This is a genomic window from Streptomyces sp. BRA346, assembly GCF_052851135.1.
This window is the reverse complement of sequence record NZ_JAIWIH010000005.1, coordinates 444,282-465,800: the sequence shown is the minus strand read 5'-3', so window position 1 is coordinate 465,800 and position 21,519 is coordinate 444,282. Positions and strand designations below refer to the sequence as shown.

Sequence of the window (21,519 nt, the reverse complement as noted above, 5' to 3'; positions counted from 1 at the left end):
TACCCGGCCGGAAGGCCCGGGGCTCAGGGCCGCAGCGGCAGCAGATCCGGGCGCTTGGGCTCCACATGGTCCCCCGAGGACACCCCGCGCAGCCGCCGTCCGATCCAGGGCACCAGATACTCGCGCGCCCAGTGGATGTTGTCCCGGCGCACCTCGGCGGGGGTGCGCTGCCCCTCGTCCGGCCACGGCTGGTCGGGGTCGGCGGGCACCTCGAGACCGAGCACCTGACCGGCCCGCAGCGCGACCCGGGTGTGCCCGTCGGGCGACAGATGGAGCCGGTCGTCGTCCCAGGCCCGCCGGTCCTGCACCGAGCGCAGCGACCACAGGTCGAGCACCGGGCAGTCGTAGCGGTCGGCGATCGCCCGCACATGCGCCGTGTACGTGGCGATCTTGCCCCGCAGATGGCGGAGCACCGGAATCCCGCGGGTGTCGAAGCCGGTGCACAACAGCACGGTGGGCACCCGGGCGGTGAGGTCGGCGACGGCGGCCTCGTAGCGCCGGGCGACATCGTCGGGGTCGCTCCCGGGCCGCAGGATGTCGTTGCCGCCCGCGCAGAAGGTGACCAGGTCGGGGCCGAGGTCGATCGCCCGCGGCACCTGCTCCTCGACGATCGGGTCCAGGAGCCGTCCGCGCACGGCGAGGTTGGCGTAGCGGAATTCGTGTTCGGGCCGCCGGTCGGAGAGGAGCACGGCGAGCCGGTCGGCCCATCCGATGAAGACGCCGTCCGGGCCCGGATCGCCGACGCCCTCGGTGAAACTGTCCCCGATGGCTGCGTACGACCCGATCACATCACTCTTGAGTCTTTGCGAATCGTCTGCCACATCCGGACATCATTCACCCCGGCGCGTGACCTACGCCACCGTAACCAGCCCTTGACCAGGGGTGAGTTATCCCACCTGGTCAGTTCGGCGGAGGTGGAATACGGCGGCGTCCAGGTCACCGCGCAGCCCGGTGCGCAAGCCGTGATGGGCGAGCACCGCGCCCCGGTGGACGGTCCCGGTGGCCAGGTCCTCGTACGCGGCGGCCGGGTCCAGGCCGCGCAGCCGCAACCGGGGCTGGGGTTCGCCGTAGCTCTGCCCGTGCAGCCACGCCAGCACCACCGTCTCCTCGCCGTGTACGTACTGCACGGCGCTGAGCCCGCCGTCGCCCGGCGGCCGCAGCCGGTATTGCTCACCGTGCTGGACGACGGGCCGGATCCGCTTGTAGAGCGCCACCCAGTCGCGGGCCTCGGTGAGTTCGGCCTCGCTCCACTTCGTCAGGTCGCCGCCGACGCCCAGCACCCCGGCCATGGCGCTGATGAAGCGGAAGCCGAGCCCGCTGGTGCGATGGTTGCCCATCACGTTGGGGCTGTCGGTGACCCAGGCGGCCATCACCCGGGCCGGGTGCAGCTGGCTGAAGCCGTGCTGGATGGCGAGGCGGTCCAGCGGGTCGGTGTTGTCCGAGGTCCACACCTGGTCGGTGAGGCCGAGGATGCCCAGGTCGATCCGGCCGCCGCCGCCCGAGCAGGACTCGAAGGCGACACCGGGGTGGGCGGCGCGCAGCCGCCCCAGCAGGTCGTACAGCCCGCGGACGTGCTCGATGCCGAGCCGCTGCGGATACGGGTCGCCGGGCCAGCCGGGGTCGGTGAAGGAGCGGTTGAAGTCCCACTTCACATAGTCGATGGGGGCGCTGCTCAGCAGGGTGTCCAGCCGGTCCCACAGATACGCGCGGACGTCGGGCCGGGCGAGGTTGAGCACCAGCTGGTTGCGGAACTCGGTGCGGGTGCGGCCGGGGTGGTGCTGCACCCAGTCGGGGTGGGCGCGGTAGAGGTCGCTGTCGGCGTTGACCATCTCCGGTTCGACCCAGATGCCGAACCGCATGCCCAAGCCGTGCACCTCGTCGGCGAGGGGCTTCAGCCCGTGCGGGAAGCGGTCGGGGTTGGGGGTCCAGTCGCCGAGCCCGGCCCGGTCGCTGGTGCGGGACCCGAACCAGCCGTCGTCCACGACGAACAGCTCGACGCCGAGCCCGGCAGCGAGCCGGGCGAGGGAGCGCTGCTGCTCCTCGCTCACCTCGAACTCGGTGGCCTCCCAGGAGTTGTAGAGGACCGGCCGCTCCCGGTCGGCGCCGGGGACGACGTGGGCGAGCTGCCAGGCGTGCCATCCGCGGCTCGCGGCCCCGAAGCCGCGTTGAGTCCACAGGCCCGCGAAGACCGGGGTGGTGAAGGACTCGCCGGGCGCGAGGAGCAGCAGCCCCGCCTCGTCGTGGCCGACGCCGCCGACGGTCTGCACGGCGCCGTCGGCGAGCCGCTGGACGGCGATCCGCCAGGACCCGGACCAGGCGAGCGCGCAGCTGTGCACCTCGCCGCTCTCCTCGGTGGCCGTGCCGTCGTCGATCGCGATCCAGGGCAGATGCTGGTGGCTTGTGTGGCCGCGGCGGCTGCCGATGACCTTCTCGCCGGGGGTGAGGTCGGTGCGGGCGAGCCGGCTCTCGGCGGCCCACCGCCCGTACAGATGGCTCAGCCGCCGCCGTTCGCCGACCGGCAGCGACCAGGCGGCGGAGTCGGCGCGCAGCAGTTCCAGCGGGGCGTCGTCCGGGTCGCCGGTGTGCATGAGGGTGGTCCAGCGCTCGATGACGTCGCCGTCGTCCCGCATCCGGTAGTGGAGGGTGATGTCGAGGTGGTGGAGCGGGTCGTGGAAGCGCAGCCGCAGCTCGTCGCCGCTGACGGTGCTCCCCTCGAAGCGCCACTCGGTGCCCCGTACGCCCGCCCCGCGGACGGACAGCGCGGGGCGCACGAAACGCGGGCCGCCCTCCACCGGGTACTCCTCGCGCCCGTCGAGCGGTGATTCGAACCCTCGCTCAGCGGGCAGAGGTTCGGCGGCGAGGGCCTCGGCATCCGGAACCGTGAGGCGCGGGCCCCAGTGGAGATGGAGCAAGGCGTCCTCGTCGGTGAGGTGCAGGGCGTAGCTGCTGTGTCGCCCCGAGAGCAGCCAGAGCCGACCGTTTCCGCCGATTTCAATCATCACACGTCCCCAATTCCCCACAGGTCCCAACATCATCGTTCAGGGTGTTCCGTACGGCAATGGCCCCCGCTCACGATCCGCAGAACTGATTGCAGCAGGAACGCAATGTCGTATGGTCAGCAGAGCCCGCCTCGTCGACGAGCGGCGCGGCGGCCGATCGTGAGGAGCGCCCGTGACGCAGCCGTCGCCGCAGGTCCCGCAGGCCGAACCCGAGCTGGTGGGGGTACGGAACTTCCGCGACGTCGGCGGACTGCCGACCGCCGACGGCCGGCGCGTACGGCCGGGCGTGCTCTTCCGCAGCGGCCACCTCGCCCATGCCACCGACAGCGACGCGGCCTTCCTCGACTCGCTCGGCCTGCACACCGTCTTCGACTTCCGCAACGCGGCCGACATCAAGCTGGAGGGCCCGGACGTCTCCCTCACCGGCGTGCGGAACGTGAACCTCCCGCTGTCCGACCCGGCCGACGGCGCCGGGTTCTGGACCATGGTGCGCGAGGGCGACCTCAACACCCTGCGCGAGCTGCTGGACGACGGGCGCGCCGAGCGGCGGATGATCAACGCGTACCGGGCCATCATCACCAGCCGCATCGTCGAGCACGGCCGGGTGCTCAGCGCCATGGCGGAGGACAGCTCCCCCGTGCTGATGCACTGTTCCGCGGGCAAGGACCGGGCCGGTCTGTCGGTCGCGGTGACGCTGCTCGCGCTCGGGGTCGACCGGGAGGCCATCGAGGCCGACTACCTGGAGTCGGCCGCCGCCCACCGCCGCTACAAGATCTGGCGCAAGGGCAATCCCGCGGACGGATCCGACCCCATGTCCCCGGAGGTGCTGGCGCTGCTGAGCCCGCTCTTCGACGCGCGCTCCACCTATCTGGCGGCGGCCTTCGAGACGATAGAGGAGACCTGGGGCACCACCGAGCGCTATCTCACCGAGGGCCTGGGGCTGACCGCCCCGCAGCGCGAGCGGCTGCGGGACCGGATGCTCACCGGCTGACGCACCCGGCTCAGCGGCCCGGCAGCCCCACGGGTCGGCCCCGGCCCAGGGGGTGTCCGCACAGTCCCGCCGGGCCCGCGACGCCTGGCACGCTCCCTCAGCTACCGCTGGGAGGTGCCCCCTCTCGCTGCGTTGTCGGGCCCGTCCAAGTAGGCCCGCCCCCGGACTCCGTCCGGGAGGTGCCCCCATGAGGACGACCCTCCGCCTTGCGATCGCACGCGCCCCCAGCTACCGCTGGGAGGTGCCCCCCCCTGACGCCGCGGGCTGACCCGACGCGACTGTGCGGACACCCCCTAGGGCTCGGTGACCCACCCCGCCGTCAGCACCAGACCGCTGGCCCGGTGCACGGCCAGGAAGCCGAACGGGCGGTCGTACGTCACCGAGATCCGCTTCGCCGTACGCTGCGGCGGGCCCCCGCCCGGCGCCACGGCCATCGCGGTCACGGCCGCCGCCCAGAACCCCTCGGCGCTGAACGACGCGGTCATGGACTGCTGCGCGGAGGAGATCGCCAGCGCGGCGGGGCTGATCCCCGGGAAGTGGCCGCGGGAGGTGTCCTGGGCGCTGCGCAGCCCGAACAGCTCCGCGTGCCGCAGCAGGTCGTGCCGGGCGTTCACGGTGAACTGCGGGGTGGTGAGGCCGACCGACGGGGTGTCGTCCCAGCTCGCGACCTCCGTGACCGTGACGCCGGGCCCCGCCTCGCCGAACGGCAGCGCCGAGCCTCCCCACCCCGGGTACGCCCCGGCCACCGCGCCGATCCCGGCCTCCAGCACCTCGCCGCCCGGTGTGCCCTCGCCGCCGAGGATCAGATGCACATCGAGCCCGTTGTCGCCCGCGACCCCGGACAGGGTGAGCGGACCGGCCGGGCTCTCGGGGACCACGCGCAGCACCCCGTCGAGGTCCTGCGTCGTCCGCCGGAGACCGGCCAGCGAGCGGCCCTGCCACGGGCCGCTCTGCGGTGTCAGCATCCCCGGCTGAAAGCGCTGCTGCCAGGCCGTCTTCACCATCAGTGCCCCGGCCAGCACCAGCTGCGTGGTGGGCGCCAGCGGCACCGGCATCTCGGCGATCGCGCCCCCGGTGTGCCGGGAGGCCCACGCGTCCAGCTCCTTGCCGTCGCGCTCGGTGTCGCCGGTCAGCACGCCGCGCACGCCCCCCGGAAGCTCCGCCTCCCATTCGGGCCGCACCGGCAGGTCGTGACGGGTCCACAGTCCGGTGGCCGCCGCCACGCCGTCCATCGCGTCCATCGCCCCGACGACCTCGCGGCCGAGCGCCGTCGCGCCGTCCGCACCGACGCCGAGCGCTCCCTCCAGCTCGTCGCGCGCCGGGCCGCAGGCCGCGCCCGCGAGCAGGGCGAGCAGCGGCCAGGCCCCTGCGCCGGTGAGGACGGTGGACTCCTCGCCGCTCACGGCGGCCCGCACCCACCGTCCGGTCAGCGCGTTGACGGCCCCCACGGCGGTCGCGTCGGTCATCGCCGGTCCCCCCCTCCTCGTCAGCGGTTGGCCACCGCCTGTTTGACGAGGGTCCGGCCGAACTCCCACATCAGACCGCCGCCCCCGTGTGCGTCATCCATGACCGCCGTGAACGCGTCGACGAAGCGGTCCACTTCCCGCTCGCCGATGATCAACGGCGGAATCAGCTTAATGACCTCCAGATGGTCGCCGGAGACCTGGGTCAGGATGCGATGGCGCTGGAGCAGCGGCGCCACGACCATCTGCGCGAACAGGCCCTTCCGCGCGGCCTGGAGCATCGCCCAGCGGCTGCGCAGCCCGAGCGAGTCCGGCTTGCCGAACTCGATGCCGATCATCAGCCCGCGGCCGCGGACGTCGTGCAGCAGCTCGTACCGGTCGATGAGCGCGGTGAGCCGGTCGCGCAGCAGCTCGCCGGTGCGGCGGGCGTTCGCGACGATCTGCTCGTCCTCCATGACGGCGAGGACGGCGAGCCCCGCCGCCATGGCCTGCGCGTTGGCCCCGAAGCTGGCGGAGTGCACCAGGACCCGGTCCATGGAGGAGTAGACCCGTTTGAAGATCCAGTCCTTGCCGAGGGTCGCGCCGACGGGGACGTAACCACCGGAGAGCGCCTTGGCCACGCACACCAGGTCCGGTTCGACGCCGTCCTCGTGGGCGTAGGCGAAGAAGTCCCCGGTGCGGCCGAGCCCCGTCTGCACCTCGTCGACGATCAGCAGCGCCTTGTGGCGGTGCAGCAGCTCCTGCGCGGCGCGCAGGAAGCCCGGCGGCGCCTCGTGCACCCCCTTGCCCTGGATCGGTTCGACGACGAACCCGGCGACGTCCCCGCGCTTCAGCTCCCGCTCCAGCGCGCCCAGGTCGCCCATCGCGATCGCGGTGTCGGGCAGCAGCGGGGCGAAGCCGTCGCGGAAGCCGTCCTCGCCGTTGACCGACAGCGAGCCGGTGGTGAGCCCGTGGAAGGCGTGCTCGCAGTAGAGGACGCGCGGCTTGCGGGTCGCGTAGCGGGCGAACTTCAGCGCGGTCTCGACGGCCTCCGTACCGCTGTTGCCGAAGAAGACCCGGTCCAGGTGCGGGGCGTGGCCGAGCAGCTTCTCGGCGAGCAGCCCGGGCAGCGGCTGGCAGTCGAAGCGGGTCAGATCGGCGAGCGAGGCGTCCAGGACGTCGTGCAGCGCCTTGCGGACCACGGGGTGGTGGCGGCCCAGGCCCATCACCCCGAAACCGGCGAGCATGTCCAGGTAGTCCTGGCCCTCGTCGTCCCAGAAGTACGCGCCCTCGGCCCGGTTGTAGACCTTGTCGAAGCCGATGGTGTGCAGCATCCGCGGCAGTTGGTGGTTGAGGTACCGGGTGTGCAGGTCGTAGCGCTCGGACCCGCGCCCGGCCAGGAGCTTGCCCAGGTCGAAACCCGAGCGCTGCTCGGCTGCTGTCATGCGTCCCTCTCCTTGGCGGCGGCCTCCCCGGTGGCGGTGCGCGCATCGGCGCGGGCGAGGGCCGCACCGATGCGGCCCGCTATCTCGGCGGGGGTGAGTCCGATGTCGGCGAGCACTTCGCCGCGCTTGGCGTGCGGCAGGAACGCCTCGGGGATGCCGAAGGTCCGCAGCGGCAGGTCGACCCCGGCGTCCCGCAGCGCCTGGCCGATCGCCGCGCCCACCCCGGCGCTGCGCACGTTGTCCTCGACGACGGCCACCGCGCGGTGGCCGGCCGCGAGCGCGGGCAGTTCCGGGTCGACGGGCTTGACCCAGCGCGGGTCGACCACCGTGCAGCCGATGCCGCGCTCGGCCAGCAGCTCGGCGGCGCGCAAGCCCACCGGCGCCATGACCCCGGCCACGACGAGCAGCACGTCGTCGCCGCGGCGCAGCACGTCCATCCCGCCGATCCGTTCCAGCGCCGGGATGGGCTGCCCCACCGACTCCTTGGGGAAGCGGACGACGGTCGGCGCGTCGTCCACGTCGATCGCCTCCCTCAGCTGCGCGCGCAGCTGGTCCGCGTCGCGCGGGGCGGCGATCCGCAGGCCCGGCACCACCTGGAGGACGGACATGTCCCACATGCCGTTGTGGCTGGGCCCGTCGGTGCCGGTCACCCCGGCCCGGTCGAGGACGAACGTCACCCCGCACCGGTGCAGGGCGACGTCCATCAGCAGCTGGTCGAAGGCGCGGTTGAGGAACGTCGCGTAGACGGCGACGACCGGGTGCAGCCCGCCGGTGGCGAGCCCGGCCGCCGACACGGCCGCGTGCTGCTCGGCGATGCCGACGTCCCACACCCGGTCCGGGTACGCCTCGGCGAAGCCCGCGAGGCCCACCGGGTCGAGCATCGCGGCGGTGAGCGCCACCACGTCGGGCCGCTCGGCCCCGATCCGCACCATCTCCTCGCCGAACACCGACGTCCACGACCGGCCGCCGGAAGGGATGAGGGGCGCGCAGGTGAGCGGGTCCATCGCGGCGACGGTGTGGAAGCGGTCGGCCTCGTCCTCCAGGGCGGGCCGGTAGCCCCGCCCCTTCTCGGTGAGGCAGTGCACCAGGACGGGCCCGTGGAACCGCTTGGCGCGGCGCAGCGCCCCCTCCACGGCGTCCATGTCGTGCCCGTCGACCGGGCCCACGTACTTCAGCCCCAGGTCCTCGAACATGCCCTGCGGCGCGAAGGTCTCCTTGAACCCCTTCTTGGCGCCGTGCAGCGATCCGTACAGCGGCTGGCCGACGACCGGGGTGCGCTGGAGGACGTCCTTGCCCCAGGCGAGGAAGCGTTCGTAGCCGTCGGTGGTGCGGAGGGTGGAAAGGTGGCCGGCGAGGCCGCCGATGGTGGGGGCGTAGGAGCGTTCGTTGTCGTTGACGACGATGATCAGCGGGCGGTCGCGGGCGGCGGCGATGTTGTTGAGCGCCTCCCAGGCCATGCCGCCGGTGAGCGCGCCGTCGCCGATGACCGCGACCACGTGGTCGGTGCGGCCGCGGATCTCATTGGCCTTGGCGAGGCCGTCGGCCCAGCCCAGCACGGTGGAAGCGTGGCTGTTCTCGATGACGTCGTGCTCGGACTCGGCGCGCGACGGATAGCCGGAGAGCCCGCCCTTCCCGCGGAGCTTGGAGAAGTCCTGGCGGCCGGTGAGCAGCTTGTGGACGTAACTCTGGTGGCCGGTGTCCCACAGGATGCGGTCGGCGGGCGAGTCGAAGACGCGGTGGAGGGCTATGGACAGCTCGACGACGCCCAGGTTGGGGCCCAGATGGCCGCCGGTCCTGGCGACCGCGGTGATCAGGAACTCGCGGATCTCCTGGGCGAGCGCGGTACGTTCCTCCCCGGTCAGCGCCTTGAGGTCGTGCGGGCCCCGGATGTTCTCCAGTAGCGGCATGCTCGGTTCCCCTCCTCGTGTGTCAGCCCACGGCGCTCTCGCGGGCCGCGCGCAGCGACTCCTTGAGCGAGCCCATGGTGGCCAGGACGGCGGTGGGCTCGTAGCCGCAGTGGGCCATGCAGTTGTCGCAGCGCGGGTCCTTGCCCCGGCCGTACTTGTCCCAGTCGGTCTCCTCGATCAGCTGGCGGTAGGTGGGGACGTAGCCGTCGCTCATCAGGTAGCAGGGCCGCTGCCAGCCGAAGAGCGAATAGTTGGGGATGCCCCAGGCGGTGCACGGGAAGTCGGTCCTGCCCTCCAGGAAGTCCAGGAAGAGCGGGCTGTGGTTGAGCCGCCAGCGCCTGCGGTTGCCGCCCGCGAACGCCTTCCGGAACAGCTCGCGGGTCTGCTCCACCCCCAGGAAGTGCTCCTGGTCGGGCGCCTTCTCGTAGGCGTAGGCGGGCGAGATCATCATCTCGTCCACCTTGAGGTCGTCATTGAGGAAGTCGAGCACCTCGACGACGGTCTGCGGGGTGTCGGTATTGAAGAAGGTGGAATTGGTGGTGACCCGGAAGCCACGCCGCTTTGCCTCCCTGATCGCCTCCACCGCCTCGTCGAACACCCCCTCCTTCGCCACCGACGCGTCATGCCGCTCGCGCAGCCCGTCGATGTGCACGGCGAAAGCGAAGTACGGGGAGGGGGTGAAGTTGTCCATCTTCTTCCGCAGCAGCATCGCGTTGGTGCACAGGAAGACGTACTTCCTCCGCTGCACCAGCTGCCGGACGATCTCGTCGATCTGCGGATGCATCAGCGGCTCACCGCCCGCGATGGACACCATCGGAGCACCCGACTCCAGCACCGCGCCGACCGCCTGCGCCACCGGCATGCGCTGCTTGAGCACCCCCGCCGGATGCTGGATCTTGCCGCAGCCCTCGCACTTGAGATTGCAGGCGAACAGCGGCTCCAACTCCACGATCAGCGGGAACTTGTCCCGCCGCTTGAGCACCTTCTGGTCAAAGAGATACGTCGCGACCCGGATGGTCTGGCGGAGCGGCATGGCCATCTAGCTCATCTCCTGAGAGGAAAGAGGAACGGTGCCAATCGAAGAAAGCGGGAAGAACAGTTCGTAGTACCCGGAAAGCCGATATTCCACCGCGCAGCGTCCCGATGCGGACCAGCTCATGTTCAGGAGCGTCCACGATCACCCGGACGGCCGCAACCGGGCGTGCCCCGCCGCGCACCGCGCTGCGCAGGGTGGCGGCGGATTCCATGTCCACCGCGATGGCCCCGGTGGCGTGCAGTTCGGCCCGCTCCGCACCCCGCACCACATGGTTGGATCCGGCGACGGGCCCGATGTGAACGGTGCGCCCGGCGCCGCCGCGGGCCCGCCGGGCGTGGCGGGCCAGCGCCTCGGCGAGGAACCGGCTGCCGTGGCACGGGGTGCGACCGGCCGGGTCGCGGGTCTCGTCGGCCACCACCAGGTCCCCCGGATGCATCCCCGGCGCCAGCCCGGCGCAGAAACCGGTGGCGACGACGGCGGTACGGACGCCCCGGCCCGGCCCCCCGGCCAGCGCACGGCTCACCGCCCGCTCGGCCGCCTGGGGGCCCATGCCGGTGCGCAGCACCGTCACCGGCCCGGCGGCGGCCCCGGAACCGGCCGCGCCGAGACCGACCCCCCGCAGCGCGAACCGCTCGATGCCGAGCGCGCAGGCGATCAGCAGCGGGGCAGCGCCGGTGTCCGGGGCCGGTCCGGAGTCCATCAGGTCCTCCGGGGCCGCGCGCCGGTGGCCTCACCGCTCACATAGCGCCCGAGCGCGGTGAGCGGGAAGACCAGCCGGTACAGGTGGTAGTTGATGGAGAAGTCCCAGGGGAAGCCGGTCCCGGTGAAATACGGCTCGTCCCAGGAGCCGTCCTGGTCCTGGGTGGCCGCGAGCCAGCCGACCGCGCGCTCGACCGCCTTGCTCTCCCGCTCCCCCGCCGCCAGCAGCGCCAGCAGCGCCCACGCGGTCTGGGAGGCGGTGGAGGCGCCGTGGCCGATCCACTCGGGGTCGGGGTACGAGCGCTGGTCCTCGCCCCAGCCGCCGTCCTCGTTCTGCACGCTCTCCAGCCAGCGCACGGCCCGGCGGACGGCCGGGTGGGAGGCCGGGATCCCGGCGGCGACCAGGGCGGGGACGACGGAGCCGGTCCCGTACACATAGTTGGTGCCCCAGCGGCCGAACCAGGCGCCGCTGGGCTCCTGCTCGGCCAGCAGCCAGGCGACGGCGCGCCGGGTGCGCGGATCGCGGGCGCCGCCCTCGTGGGCCAGCATCTCCACGACGTGGGCGGTGACGTCGGCCGACGGTGGGTCGATGACCTCGCCGAAGTCGCAGAACGGCAGCCGGTTGGGCAGCGGGCTGGTGTTGTCGACGTCGAACGCGCCCCACGCCCCGTTCCGGGACTGCATGCCCAGCGTCCAGCGCACCCCGCGCCGCACGGCCGCCGCGATCCGCTCGGGCCGGGGGTGGTCGACGCGGCGCAGCGCGAGGATGACCTCGGCGGTGTCGTCGATGTCGGGGTAGTTGTCGTTGTCGAACTCGAACGCCCAGCCGCCGGGGGCGAGCCGGGGCCGCTTGACCGACCAGTCGCCGGGCCGGTCGATCTGCTCGGCGAGCATCCAGTCGGCGCTCTTGACCAGGGCGGGGTGGTCGGGCGCGAGCCCGGCGTCGGCGAGCGCGATGACGGCCAGACAGGTGTCCCAGACCGGGGACTGACAGGCCTCGATCATGCGGCTGCCGTCCTCGCGCCACACGGCGAAGCGGTCCAGCGACTCCAGTCCGGCACGCATCACCGGGTGGTCGAGGTCGTAGCCGAGGAGGTGGAGTGCGATCACGGAGTACACGGCGGGCGGCTGGATGCCTCCCCAGCAGCCGTCGTTCTCCTGCCGCTCCACGATCCAGCGGGCGCAGGAGCGCAGCGCGGCCCGGCGCAGCGGACGCAGCGCCACCTTGCGGTAGAGGTGGAGGGCCCGGTCCAGCCGCTGGAAGGCGCCGTCCCAGGAGGCGAGGGGGGCGGCGGGGCGCGGCGGATTGGGTCTTCGCGGGTCGGCGTGCAGCTCGTCGAGGGAGAACGGGGCGGGGCGCACCGGGCGCTTCGCGGAGACGATGGTGAGCGGCACGATGGTCTGCCGCGCCCAGCAGCCGAAGTCGTAGAGGTTGAGCGGCAGCCACGACGGGAAGTAGATGATCTCCGGTGGCAGCTCGGGCAGGTCCTCCCAGCGCCACCAGCCGAAGAGCGCCAGCCAGATGCGGGTGAACACGCGGCTGCTCGCGACGCCCCCGTTGTTCCGCACCCAGGCCGAGGCGGCCGCCATGTGGGGTGCGTCGGGCGCGTCACCGGCCAGCCGGAGGGCGACGTACGCCTCGATCGTGGCGGACAGCTCGGGCGGGCCGCCGTGGAAGGTGGCCCAGGTGCCGTCCGCGGCCTGCTGCGAACGGATGTAGCGGCCTGCGGCGTCGAGCACGTCGGGGTTCTGGATGCCGAGGAAGTGCCGGAGCATCAGGTCCTCGGCGTCCATGGTGACGTTGGTCTCCAGGTCGCCTTTCCACCAGCCCTGCTCGTCCTGGCGGGAGAGCAGGTGCTGGACCGCGCGGGCCGTCGCCTTGCGGGCGAGCACTAACGTCTCGGACTCGGATGACTCGGACGGTTGGACGGTTGTCGCTGTCATGGCTTCCCCTCTGCAGTGTGATCTGCCGTCGTTGGGGCCTCCGTCGGCCGGCACCGGGCTGGTGCCGGCCGGCGACTGCGAGCCTGGTCCTACTCCTACGGGCCTAGGCGCGGTCAGTGATTGATCATCTCTCCCGGACGACGACGAAGTCCGCGAGCGCCACGAACTGGTCTCGTACCTCGCCGGGCATGTCCACCTCGTCGAGGGCCTCGATGGCCGTCGCGTACTGCCGTCGGGCCTCCGCCGAGGTCCAGTCCCGGCCGCCCGCCTCCTCGATCAGCGCGGCGCGGGTGGCGAACTCCTCCTCGCTGAAGTCGGCGAACTCGTCCTCCGGCTTGTGGGCGTCGGCCGCGAGGATCTGGGCCAGGTCCTCGGATGCACGGCCCCCGGCGGCCAGGGCGGCGACCACGGGCAGCGACTTCTTGCGCTGCCGCAGATCGCTCCAGGTCTGCTTGCCGGTGGAGACCGGGTCGCCCCAGATGCCGAGCACGTCGTCCACGGCCTGGAAGGCGAGCCCCAGGTGGTAGCCGTACCGCTCCAGGGTGTCGGCGGTGCGGTCGTCGGCGCCGCCGAGCACGGCACCGATGGAGGCGGCGCAGGCGAGCAGGGCGCCCGTCTTGTTGCCCTCCATCTCCAGGCACTCCTCGACGGTGACCCGTTCCCGGTGCTCGTAGGAGATGTCCTGCGCCTGGCCGTCGATCAGCTTGCGGGTCGCGGAGGTGAGCCGCCGGGTGGCCCGGCCCGCCTCCACGGTGCCCAGCTCCAGCAGTATTTCCCCGGCGAGGGCGAAGAGCGCGTCCCCGACCAGGATCGCCTGGGCCGGTCCGTGCACCTTCCACACCGTGTCGCGGTGGCGGCGCTGCTCGTCGCCGTCCATCAGGTCGTCGTGCAGCAGCGAGAAGTTGTGCACCAGCTCGACCGCGACCGCGCCGGGCACCCCGACCTCCGGGTCCGCCCCGGCGGCCTGCGCGGACAGCAGCGCGAGCGCCGGGCGCACCGCCTTGCCGCCGTCGCCCGCGGCGGGCCGGCCGTCGGCGTCGATCCAGCCGAAGTGGTAGGCGGCGACGGTGTCCATGGGCGGAGCCAGCCGGTCCACCGCCGCGCGCAGCACCGGCGTGGCAAGCGTACGGCCGCGCTCCAGCAGCGCATGCACGCCTGCGGAGTCGACAGCTGGGGTCGCCGGGGTCACGGTCTCTCCTCTGGTTTCTGTGGTGGTGCTCATGCCGCCTCCTTGGGCGTCCCCCCGCCGACGGCGGGAAGCGGAATCACATGTGGGCGGCCCAGGCCCTGTCCGGCGGATCTTCGCGGGCCCGCGACGCCTGGTACGGCGCCTCGCTGCGTTGTCGGGCTCGTCCGAGTACGACCCGGTACGAGGACGACCCTCCGCCTTGCGATCCACCGCACCAGACGCCGCGGGCTGATCCGCGAAGATCCACCGGACAGGGCCTCGTTCTGAGAGGGCCGCACGGGCCGCGGTGAGCCCGCTGCGCACGGCGCCTTCCATGGTCGCGGGCCAGCCGGTGGCGGTCCACGCACCGGCCAGATAGAGGCCGGGCGCGTTGGTGGGGGCGTTCGGCCGCAGCCGGCCGACGCCGGGGACCGGGGCGAACGTCGCGGTGCGCTCCCGGGTGACGAAGAAGTCCCGTACCTCCGCGCCGCGGGCGGCCGGGAGCAGCCGCTCCAGCTCCGGCAGATAGCGGGCGCGCAGCTCGGCGACCGGGCGGTCGATGTCGTCCTGCGCCGCGGACTGCGACACCGCCAGGTACTGGCTGTCCCCGGCCCCCGGCGCCTCCCGCAGCCCCGAGGCGTCGGTGCGGTCGAAGACCCACTGGACGGGGCTGCCGAGCGCGGCGAAGAACGGGCGGCGCAGCACGGTGCGGTCGTAGACGACGTGCAGGTTGAGGATGGGCGCGGTGCCGATCCGCAGCAGCCGGTCCGGGTCGTCGAGGGCGCCGTCGGGCAGCAGGGCGTGGGCGTCCCGCTGCGGTACGGCCAGGACCACGGTGTCCACCGGCTCGTGCAGCGGGCCGCGGTCGGTGTGCGCGGTCCAGCGGCCCCCGTCGGCGGTGATGGCGGACACCCGGGTGCGCAGCTCGGTCGTCACGCCCGCCGCGTCCAGGGCGGCACGGGCGAGGGTGTCGTGCAGCTCTCCGAGCGGGGCACTCGCCCAGCCGATGTCGGCGGCGCCCGCCTCGGAGAGCAGCCCGGTCTTGAAGACCATCGCGGCCAGGCCCAGCGAGGCGTCTCCGGCGGTGGCGTTGAGGGTGGCCACGCCCACCAGGTCCCACAGCGCCTCGACGGCGCGCGGCGACTGGCCGTGGCGGCGCAGCCAGCCCGCGAAGTCCTCCGCGTCCAGCGCCGGGTCCAGCGGGTCGAGCCGCCCCAGGGCGAGCGCGGCGCGGCCCACCAGGGCGCGCTCGGCGAGCGAGAGGTGCGGGTAGGTGGCGAGGCTCGCGGCCAGGTGCAGCGGCACCGGGAGGCCGGTGCGGCGCAGCCGCCCGAGCCGCCGTCCGGGCCGCGCGGCGGCGTCCACGACGGGCACGTCCAGCCGGCCCTGGAGCGGGGCGAGCCGGGCGGCGCCGATCCGGTCCAGGAACCACTGGTACGCGGTGCAGCAGCGCAGGTAGACGTGCTGGCCGTTGTCGACGGTCAGCTCACCGGCCGGTGAGGGGCGGCGGAACGAGAAGGCGAGCCCGCCGAGCCGGGGGCGCCCTTCGACCAGCGTGACGCGCACCCCGGCGTCGGCGAGCGCGAGCGCCGCGGTGGTCCCGGCGAGCCCTCCGCCGATGACAAGCGCGGCCGCCCCCTCGGGGCGGCCTGCCGGGTCCGGCCCCGGCCGGTCGGCGGAGTGTGCGGTGCGGACGGTCATGTGTTCACCCCCTCGGGTGAACACGACGCGGCGCCGGGCCGCGAGGTTGCGTGGCTCACCGGATCCCCCCGGCTCCGCGGCGGACGGCGGCGCGGGTGTCGAGCCCGGCGAGGCCGCGCACCGCGACGTACGCCTTCTCGTGGCCCGGCAGCGAAACACGGCCGCGCAGGACGGCCGCCGGGTCATGGGCGATGCGCTCCAGGAGTCTGCGGTAGATGCCCGCCATGGCGGCCACGCACGCCCCGCTGCGCCGGTCCAGCATGGGCAGCAGCCGGTATCCCTCGGCGAACAGCGCCCGGGCGCGCCGGACCTCGAACTGCACCAGCCCGGTGAGGTCGGCGTCGGCCGGGGCGACCGAGGTGTGGAAGGCCGTGGTGCAGCCGAACTTGGCGAGGTCCTCGGCGGGCAGATAGGTGCGGCCGGTCGCGGCGTCCTCGCGGACGTCGCGCAGGATGTTCGTCAGTTGCAGTGCGAGGCCGAGCGTATCGGCGTATTCGGGGGCGCGGGAGGCGTCGCGCGCGCCGGGTGCGGTGCCGAAGACGCCGAGGGAGAGCCGCCCGATGGCGCCCGCCACACAGCGGCAGTAGTCCTTGAGGTCGTCCCAGGTCTCGTACGTCTCCCCGGCCACGTCCTTCAGCACGCCGTCGATCAGCTCGTCGAGCCCGCCGAGCGGGATCGGGAAGCGCCGGGAGGCGTGGGTGAGCGCGACGGCCACCGGGTCGGTGTCGTCCTCCTCGATCGCGCCGCCGCGGATCCGGTCGAGCAGAGCGCGGGTCTGGTTGAGCCGGGCCCGCTTGGCGTCCGCGGGCAGCGGGCCGTCGCCGATGTCGTCGATGCGGCGCGAGAAGGCGTAGAGCGCCGACATGGCGTGGCGCTTCTCGGTGGGCAGCAGCTTGATGCCGTAGGCGAAGTTGCGGGCCTGGTGCCCGGTCACGGCCTCGCAGTAGCGGTATGCCGCGAGCACTGGCGCGGACGCGTGCGGAAAACCGTCCACGGTCCGGCTCACCCCTCTCTTCGCAGTGTCGCCCCCACCTCGCGCAGCAGGCTGAGCTTGGTGGGCCTGGGCGGTCCAGGGAGTACGTCATGTCCCGCGGCCGCGACCGCCCGCAGGGCGGCCAGCCCCCCGGCCACGAATCCGGCGAGCAACACCTTGAGCCTGCCGTGGACGCTACCCACCAGGGGGGTGCCTTCATTCAGCAGGTCTCGGGCGCGTTCCGCCTCGTACGCGACCAGGGCACACACCGATGCGCCACCCTTCGGGGCGGCGAGGTCGGCCTCGGTCACCCCGAAGCGTTTCATGTCCTCCGCCGGGAGGTAGACGCGGTCCCTGCGGAGGTCCTCGGAGACGTCCTGGAGGTGCTCGATGATCTGGAGGGCGGTGCAGATCGCGTCGGAGCGGCGGACCCGCTCGGGGGTGGCGGTACCGGTGATGCCGAGGACGAGCCGCCCCACCGGGTTGGCGGACAGCTCGCAGTAGTCCAGCAGCTCCTGGAAGGTGGCATACCGCCGGACCCGCTGGTCCTGGCGGTTGGCCTCGATCAGCCCGCGGAAGGGCGCCGGGGTGAGTCCGTTGCGGCGGACGGTGGGGCGCAGCGCGCGCAGCAGCGGATGGCGGGGAGGCGCGGCGGAGGCGGTGTCGAAGACGCGGTCGAGGTCGGCCTCGAAGGCGTCGAGCATCGCTACGGAGTCGTCGGCGAGGGACCGGTCGAGGCCCAGCAGCTCGGCGTCGGCGCCGCCGGGCGGCAGATCGCCGTCGCCGATGTCGTCGACCAGCCGGGCGTAGCCGTAGACGGCCATGAGGTCGGCGCGCCAGGCGCGGGGGACGAAGAAGGGGGCCACGGGGAAGTTCTCGTGCGCGGCCTTGTCGAGCACGGCGCGCGCGGCGTCCTGTCCGCCGCTCAGGCTGCCCGACATGGTGGAGGACCCGCTGCGCTCGTCCTCCGCGGTCACCGTGGACAGCCAGGCGTACGGGCGAGGGTCACGACGCCGCGCGGATCCCGGTGACCGGGGCCCGTGGGCGTACTGGAGATGGGCCGTGGAGCCAATGCCGTCACATCCCCCGTTCTACACCGGTTACCAGGGCCGACACGATCCGGACACGCCGCGCCGACACGTCAACGGCGTCCGGCCGCGCACCCCCGAACAGGGGACAGCCGCACACGTCCGACATGAACCGGTTGGGCATTGCTACAGCTTACGCCCCTCGGCGCACACGCGTACGGGGCCACACCCCGAGCGGCCCCGTACCCTGCCGGACCGCCCGGCCCTGCCCGGGGACGGGGTCAGGCGGCCTCGTCGTAGAACTCGGTGATGTCGAGCATGGTGCACAGGTCGCGCAGCTCGAACTCGAAGAACGACTTCCCCTCCGACAGCCCGAACGACATGTGCCCCAGCGCCTCCATGGAGATCACCCCGTACAGCCGCGCCCAGCAGCGCAGCATGACGGCGATGGCCCCGGGCGGCATGTCGACGCCCTGGTCCTCGCTGAGCGCCCCGAGCTGGCGGGCGAGCGCCGGTTCCAGCTCGCCCTCCTCGGGGGCGGGGAAGCCCCGCACCCGCCACAGGTCGGAAACCAGGTCGGAGAAGACCGACCCGAAGACCCAGCCCATGGTGCGCTCCGGCTTGGTCTCCTCGCGCCCGAGGCCCGGGGCCCAGGGTCCGAGGATGAGCCCGAACTCATGCGGGTGCTTGATGGCCCAGACGCGCAGCGCCCGGGCGCCGCCGATCAGTCTGCGGCCGGGCTCGCCCTCGGGGAGCTGCCCGATGACCCCGCGCATGTAGCGGGCCATTTCCGCGAAGATGTCCACCCGCAGCTGAAGGATCAGCGCGTCCCTGCTGCTGAAGTAGCGATACACGGCCGGCGCGGTCATGCCCATCTCACGCGCGATGGCCCGGATGGTCACATTCTCCGGGCCCTCCTGAACCAGGAGCGTCCGGGCGACGTCCTTGATCTCGCGGATGGTCGCAATGCGCAACCGCTCGCGCCGTGAGTACGGTGCGACGTGCGCTTCCCCTGGCGACACGCGTCCCCCTCCCTCATACCCCGCCGCTCGGCAACCCGGCGTACACGCACACGATACAGCGCCTCCGTTTAGTGAACAGCGGCAGCGGCGGTACCTCCGCGTCACTCACGGTCCGCGAACGGCCCCCGGGGAGACCGCGCGACGGCGGCCGGAACCGAGGGACGGCCGGTCGGCGGCCTGCCGCGGTGCCCCGGGCCGCCCCGGACGGCCCGCCCGCACCCTGGCAGCGGGGCCAAATTGCCCCTGGTGGACGTGTGTTCACCACGTCCCTCCCCTGATGCGGAATACAGCTTCCGCTTCGCCCGCGGTGGTCAATCCCCGGCAGCGGTCGCATGCGTCACCCCCCGTAAGCCCGATGAATCTCTGACCACCACCTTAGTGGGGCGGGGTGACAGTGCGTGAGCTTTTCCACAGGTCGGGGCACGACAAGGGGCCGGGACCGCCTCGCGGCCCCGGCCCCCGGCGGGTTTTCGGCTACTTGCCGGTCTCCTTCTCGTACGCCTTGATGACCTCGTCCGTCGGGCCGTCCATCAACAGCTCGCCCTTCTCCAGCCACAGCACCCGGTCACAGGTGTCCCGGATGGACTTGTTGTTGTGGCTGACGAGGAAGACCGTTCCGGCATCCTTGCGCAGCTCGCGAATGCGGGCCTCGGAGCGCTTCTGGAACTTCCGGTCACCGGTGGCCAGGGCCTCGTCGATCATCAGGACGTCGTGGTCCTTGGCCGCCGCGATGGAGAAGCGGAGGCGGGCCGCCATACCGGAGGAGTAGGTGCGCATCGGGAGGGTGATGAAGTCACCCTTCTCGTTGATGCCCGAGAAGTCCACGATGTCCGCGTAGCGCTCGCGGATCTGCTCGCGCGACATCCCCATGGCCAGACCGCCCAGTATGACGTTCCGCTCACCGGTGAGGTCGTTCATCAGGGCCGCGTTGACGCCCAGCAGCGACGGCTGGCCGTCGGTGTAGACGCTGCCGCGCTCGGTGGGCAGGAGGCCCGCCACGGCCTTGAGGAGGGTCGACTTGCCGGAACCGTTGGAGCCGATCAGGCCGATGGACTCGCCGCGATAAGCCACGAAGGTGACGCCGCGCACGGCGTGCACCTCGCGCATGCCGGGGGCGCCCTTGCGGCGCATGATGCGGCTCAGGGCGGCGGTGGCACTGCCCTTGCCCTTGGGCCCGCCGTTGACGCGGTAGACGATGTGGACGTCATCGGCGATGACGGTGGGCACGCGCGCCCCGGCGGGCGTGGTCGGCTCGATGGTTTCGAGTGTCTGTTCAGCCACGGCCGTACTGCTCCTCCGCCTTCCAGAAATACACGAAGCCCGCCGAGCCGACCAGGACCGCCCAGCCGAGTGCGAAGGCCCAGACATGGTCCGGCAGGTTCTTTCCGGAATACCCGTCGATCAAGGCGAACCGGATGAGGTCCATGTAGATGGCCGCCGGGTTCCACTGCAGGACGTCGGTGACCCAGCCGGGCACCTGCTTGTCCGCCAGCATGTGCGGGATGCTGAACATCACCCCGGACGCGTACATCCACGTCCGCAGGAGGAACGGCATCAGCTGCGCGAGGTCCGGCGTCTTGGCCCCCATGCGGGCGACGACCAGCGCGAGACCGGTGTTGAACACGAACTGCAGCGCCAGCGCCGGGATCACCAGCAGCCACGACAGACCGGGGTAGCTGCCGAACGCGACCATGATGACGACCAGCACGATCATCGAGAACAGCAGCTGCTGGAGCTGCTGGAGCGAGAACGAGATCGGCAGCGAGGCGCGTGGGAAGTGCAGGGCCCTGACCAGACCGAGATTCCCCGAGATGGACCTCACACCGGCGAGGACCGAGCTCTGGGTGAAGGTGAAGACGAAGACACCCGTCACCAGGAACGGAATGAACACCTCGCGCGACATTCCGCGATTGGTGCCCAGCAGCAACCCGAAGATGAGGTAGTACACCAGCGCGTTCAGGAGCGGCGTCGCGACCTGCCACACCTGCCCCAGCTTGGCCTGGCTGTACTGCGCGGTCAGCTTGGCCGACGAGAAGGCCAGGATGAAGTGGCGCCGGCCCCAGATCTGGCGGATGTACGCGCCGAGGCCCACCCGGGCGCCGCTCACCGACAGCCCGTACTTCTTCGCCAGCTCGGCCGGGGACAGGCCGTCGTCGGGTGAGGGCGGAGCACTCACGGCGACCGCACTGTCGTGCGTAGTCTCGCTCACAGTTGACACTTTCGTCTTCAGGGTGCGCTGAGCGGGGCCGCGCCCCGGTCGCGCTCGATGCGTATCTGATACGAGCTTGTCAGATGACAGGAGGCCGGCCCAGTCGGGTCAGGCGCCATACCGTACGCCACTTCATGGGCCGCCGTGGACCGCAAGGGGTCTTCCAGCCTTCGCGGAACCCTCCCAACCAGGCACGAAGCGCGGTTTTGGAGGGTCGCCTGGCCAGTGTGAGCAGCAGCCAGACGCCCAGATACACGGGTACGAGCAGGGCCGGAAGGTTTCGCCGGGCCAGCCAGACCCGGTTGCGCGCGACCATGCGGTGGTAGACCGCGTGCCTGCTGGGCGCGGTGGTCGGGTGGTGCAGCACCATGTCCGACCGGTAATCGATCATCCACCCGGCATCCAGGGCCCGCCAGGCCAGATCGGTCTCCTCATGGGCGTAGAAGAAGTCGTCCGGCAACCCTCCGACCTGCTCGAAGACCGCGGTGCGGACCGCGTTGGCACCACCGAGGAAGGTGGTGACCCGCGAGGACCGCATCGGGTCGGCGGCGCGCAGCCGGGGCACGTGACGGCGCTGGGTGACGCCCGTATCGGGGTCGGCGATGCGGAACGAGATGATGCCCAGCTCCGGGTCGGCGGCGAACGCCTCCCGGCACAGCTCGGCCGTGTCGGTGCCCGGCAGCAGCCCGTCGTCGTCCAGGAACAGCAGGACGTCGACGTCGCGGCCGCCTGGTCCGAACGCCTCGATGCCGACGTTGCGCCCCGCCGGGATGCCCACGTTCTCGGGCAGCTCGATGGTCCGTACGGCCTCGGGCAGCGCCGGAAGCGGCGAGCCGTTGCCGACGACCACCACCTCGATCGGGTCGCCGTCCTGCTTGGCGACCGAGTCGAGCAGTGCGCGCAGCTCCTCGGGGCGGTTGCCCATCGTGAGGACAACCGCTCCGACCTTCATCGT

15 protein-coding genes and 2 pseudogenes are annotated in these 21,519 nt (G+C 72.3%); 1 reads left to right on the top strand and 16 read right to left on the bottom strand.

What is annotated here, in order from left to right; genetic code table 11:
- Positions 1 to 23: 23 nt before the first annotated feature.
- Positions 24 to 821 (bottom strand): SGNH/GDSL hydrolase family protein, encoded by a 798-nt coding sequence (locus LCH29_RS08790; protein WP_446461131.1) that lies wholly within the window; start codon positions 819 to 821, stop codon positions 24 to 26.
- A 66-nt stretch (positions 822 to 887) separates the two neighbouring features.
- Positions 888 to 2,999 carry an alpha-galactosidase gene (locus LCH29_RS08785; RefSeq protein WP_446461130.1) on the bottom strand — a complete coding sequence of 704 codons (2,112 nt, stop codon included), beginning with the start codon at positions 2,997 to 2,999 and terminating at the stop codon, positions 888 to 890.
- Between the two features lie 172 nt (positions 3,000 to 3,171).
- Between LCH29_RS08785 and LCH29_RS08780 the strand changes: the two genes are divergently transcribed.
- Entirely contained in the window at positions 3,172 to 3,990 is an 819-nt protein-coding gene (locus LCH29_RS08780; protein ID WP_123108055.1) for a tyrosine-protein phosphatase, read from the top strand.
- 293 nt (positions 3,991 to 4,283) lie between these two features.
- On the opposite strand, the gene LCH29_RS08775 is transcribed toward LCH29_RS08780, so the two are convergent.
- The 14 genes and pseudogenes from LCH29_RS08775 to LCH29_RS08710 all read right to left on the bottom strand — a co-directional run bounded on the left by LCH29_RS08775 (position 4,284) and on the right by LCH29_RS08710 (position 21,516).
- Positions 4,284 to 5,456 (bottom strand): serpin family protein, encoded by a 1,173-nt coding sequence (locus tag LCH29_RS08775; protein ID WP_446461129.1) that lies wholly within the window; start codon positions 5,454 to 5,456, stop codon positions 4,284 to 4,286.
- Positions 5,457 to 5,476: 20 nt separating this feature from the next.
- The gene (locus LCH29_RS08770; RefSeq protein ID WP_446461128.1) at positions 5,477 to 6,877 is read right to left on the bottom strand and encodes an aspartate aminotransferase family protein; all 1,401 of its coding nucleotides are present in this window, start codon (positions 6,875 to 6,877) and stop codon (positions 5,477 to 5,479) included.
- Positions 6,874 to 8,784: a 1-deoxy-D-xylulose-5-phosphate synthase gene (gene dxs, locus LCH29_RS08765; RefSeq protein ID WP_446461127.1), complete on the bottom strand. Its 1,911-nt coding sequence runs from the start codon at positions 8,782 to 8,784 to the stop codon at positions 6,874 to 6,876. The genes LCH29_RS08770 and dxs overlap by 4 nt, the downstream gene beginning before the upstream one ends.
- A gap of 22 nt (positions 8,785 to 8,806) precedes the next feature.
- Positions 8,807 to 9,823: an adenosyl-hopene transferase HpnH gene (gene hpnH, locus LCH29_RS08760; RefSeq protein WP_446461126.1), complete on the bottom strand. Its 1,017-nt coding sequence runs from the start codon at positions 9,821 to 9,823 to the stop codon at positions 8,807 to 8,809.
- The gene (locus LCH29_RS08755) at positions 9,774 to 10,520 is read right to left on the bottom strand and encodes a phosphorylase family protein (RefSeq protein WP_446461125.1); all 747 of its coding nucleotides are present in this window, start codon (positions 10,518 to 10,520) and stop codon (positions 9,774 to 9,776) included. The genes hpnH and LCH29_RS08755 overlap by 50 nt, the downstream gene beginning before the upstream one ends.
- Positions 10,520 to 12,463 carry a squalene--hopene cyclase gene (shc, locus tag LCH29_RS08750; protein WP_446461124.1) on the bottom strand — a complete coding sequence of 648 codons (1,944 nt, stop codon included), beginning with the start codon at positions 12,461 to 12,463 and terminating at the stop codon, positions 10,520 to 10,522. Before shc ends, LCH29_RS08755 begins: the two co-directional genes overlap by 1 nt.
- A gap of 124 nt (positions 12,464 to 12,587) precedes the next feature.
- A pseudogene (locus LCH29_RS08745) lies at positions 12,588 to 13,466 on the bottom strand (polyprenyl synthetase family protein); the annotation flags it as partial.
- A gap of 432 nt (positions 13,467 to 13,898) precedes the next feature.
- Positions 13,899 to 15,332 (bottom strand): annotated as a pseudogene (gene hpnE / locus LCH29_RS08740) (hydroxysqualene dehydroxylase HpnE); the annotation flags it as partial.
- A gap of 55 nt (positions 15,333 to 15,387) precedes the next feature.
- On the bottom strand, positions 15,388 to 16,338 hold the full coding sequence (gene hpnD / locus LCH29_RS08735; protein ID WP_446461123.1) for a presqualene diphosphate synthase HpnD: 951 nt from the start codon (positions 16,336 to 16,338) through the stop codon (positions 15,388 to 15,390).
- The gene (gene hpnC, locus LCH29_RS08730) at positions 16,335 to 17,246 is read right to left on the bottom strand and encodes a squalene synthase HpnC (protein ID WP_446461290.1); all 912 of its coding nucleotides are present in this window, start codon (positions 17,244 to 17,246) and stop codon (positions 16,335 to 16,337) included. Before hpnC ends, hpnD begins: the two co-directional genes overlap by 4 nt.
- Before the next feature lie 368 nt (positions 17,247 to 17,614).
- Positions 17,615 to 18,355, bottom strand: a complete 741-nt coding sequence (locus tag LCH29_RS08725) for a TetR/AcrR family transcriptional regulator (RefSeq protein ID WP_039936968.1) — start codon at positions 18,353 to 18,355, stop codon at positions 17,615 to 17,617.
- A 474-nt stretch (positions 18,356 to 18,829) separates the two neighbouring features.
- Positions 18,830 to 19,636, bottom strand: coding sequence for an ABC transporter ATP-binding protein (locus tag LCH29_RS08720; protein WP_446461122.1), 807 nt, complete (start codon positions 19,634 to 19,636; stop codon positions 18,830 to 18,832).
- Positions 19,629 to 20,564: an ABC transporter permease gene (locus tag LCH29_RS08715; protein ID WP_446461121.1), complete on the bottom strand. Its 936-nt coding sequence runs from the start codon at positions 20,562 to 20,564 to the stop codon at positions 19,629 to 19,631. Before LCH29_RS08715 ends, LCH29_RS08720 begins: the two co-directional genes overlap by 8 nt.
- A 79-nt stretch (positions 20,565 to 20,643) precedes the next feature.
- A complete protein-coding gene (locus tag LCH29_RS08710; protein WP_446461289.1) occupies positions 20,644 to 21,516 on the bottom strand; it encodes a glycosyltransferase family 2 protein in 873 nt (290 codons plus the stop codon).
- Between the last annotated feature and the right edge of the window lie 3 nt (positions 21,517 to 21,519).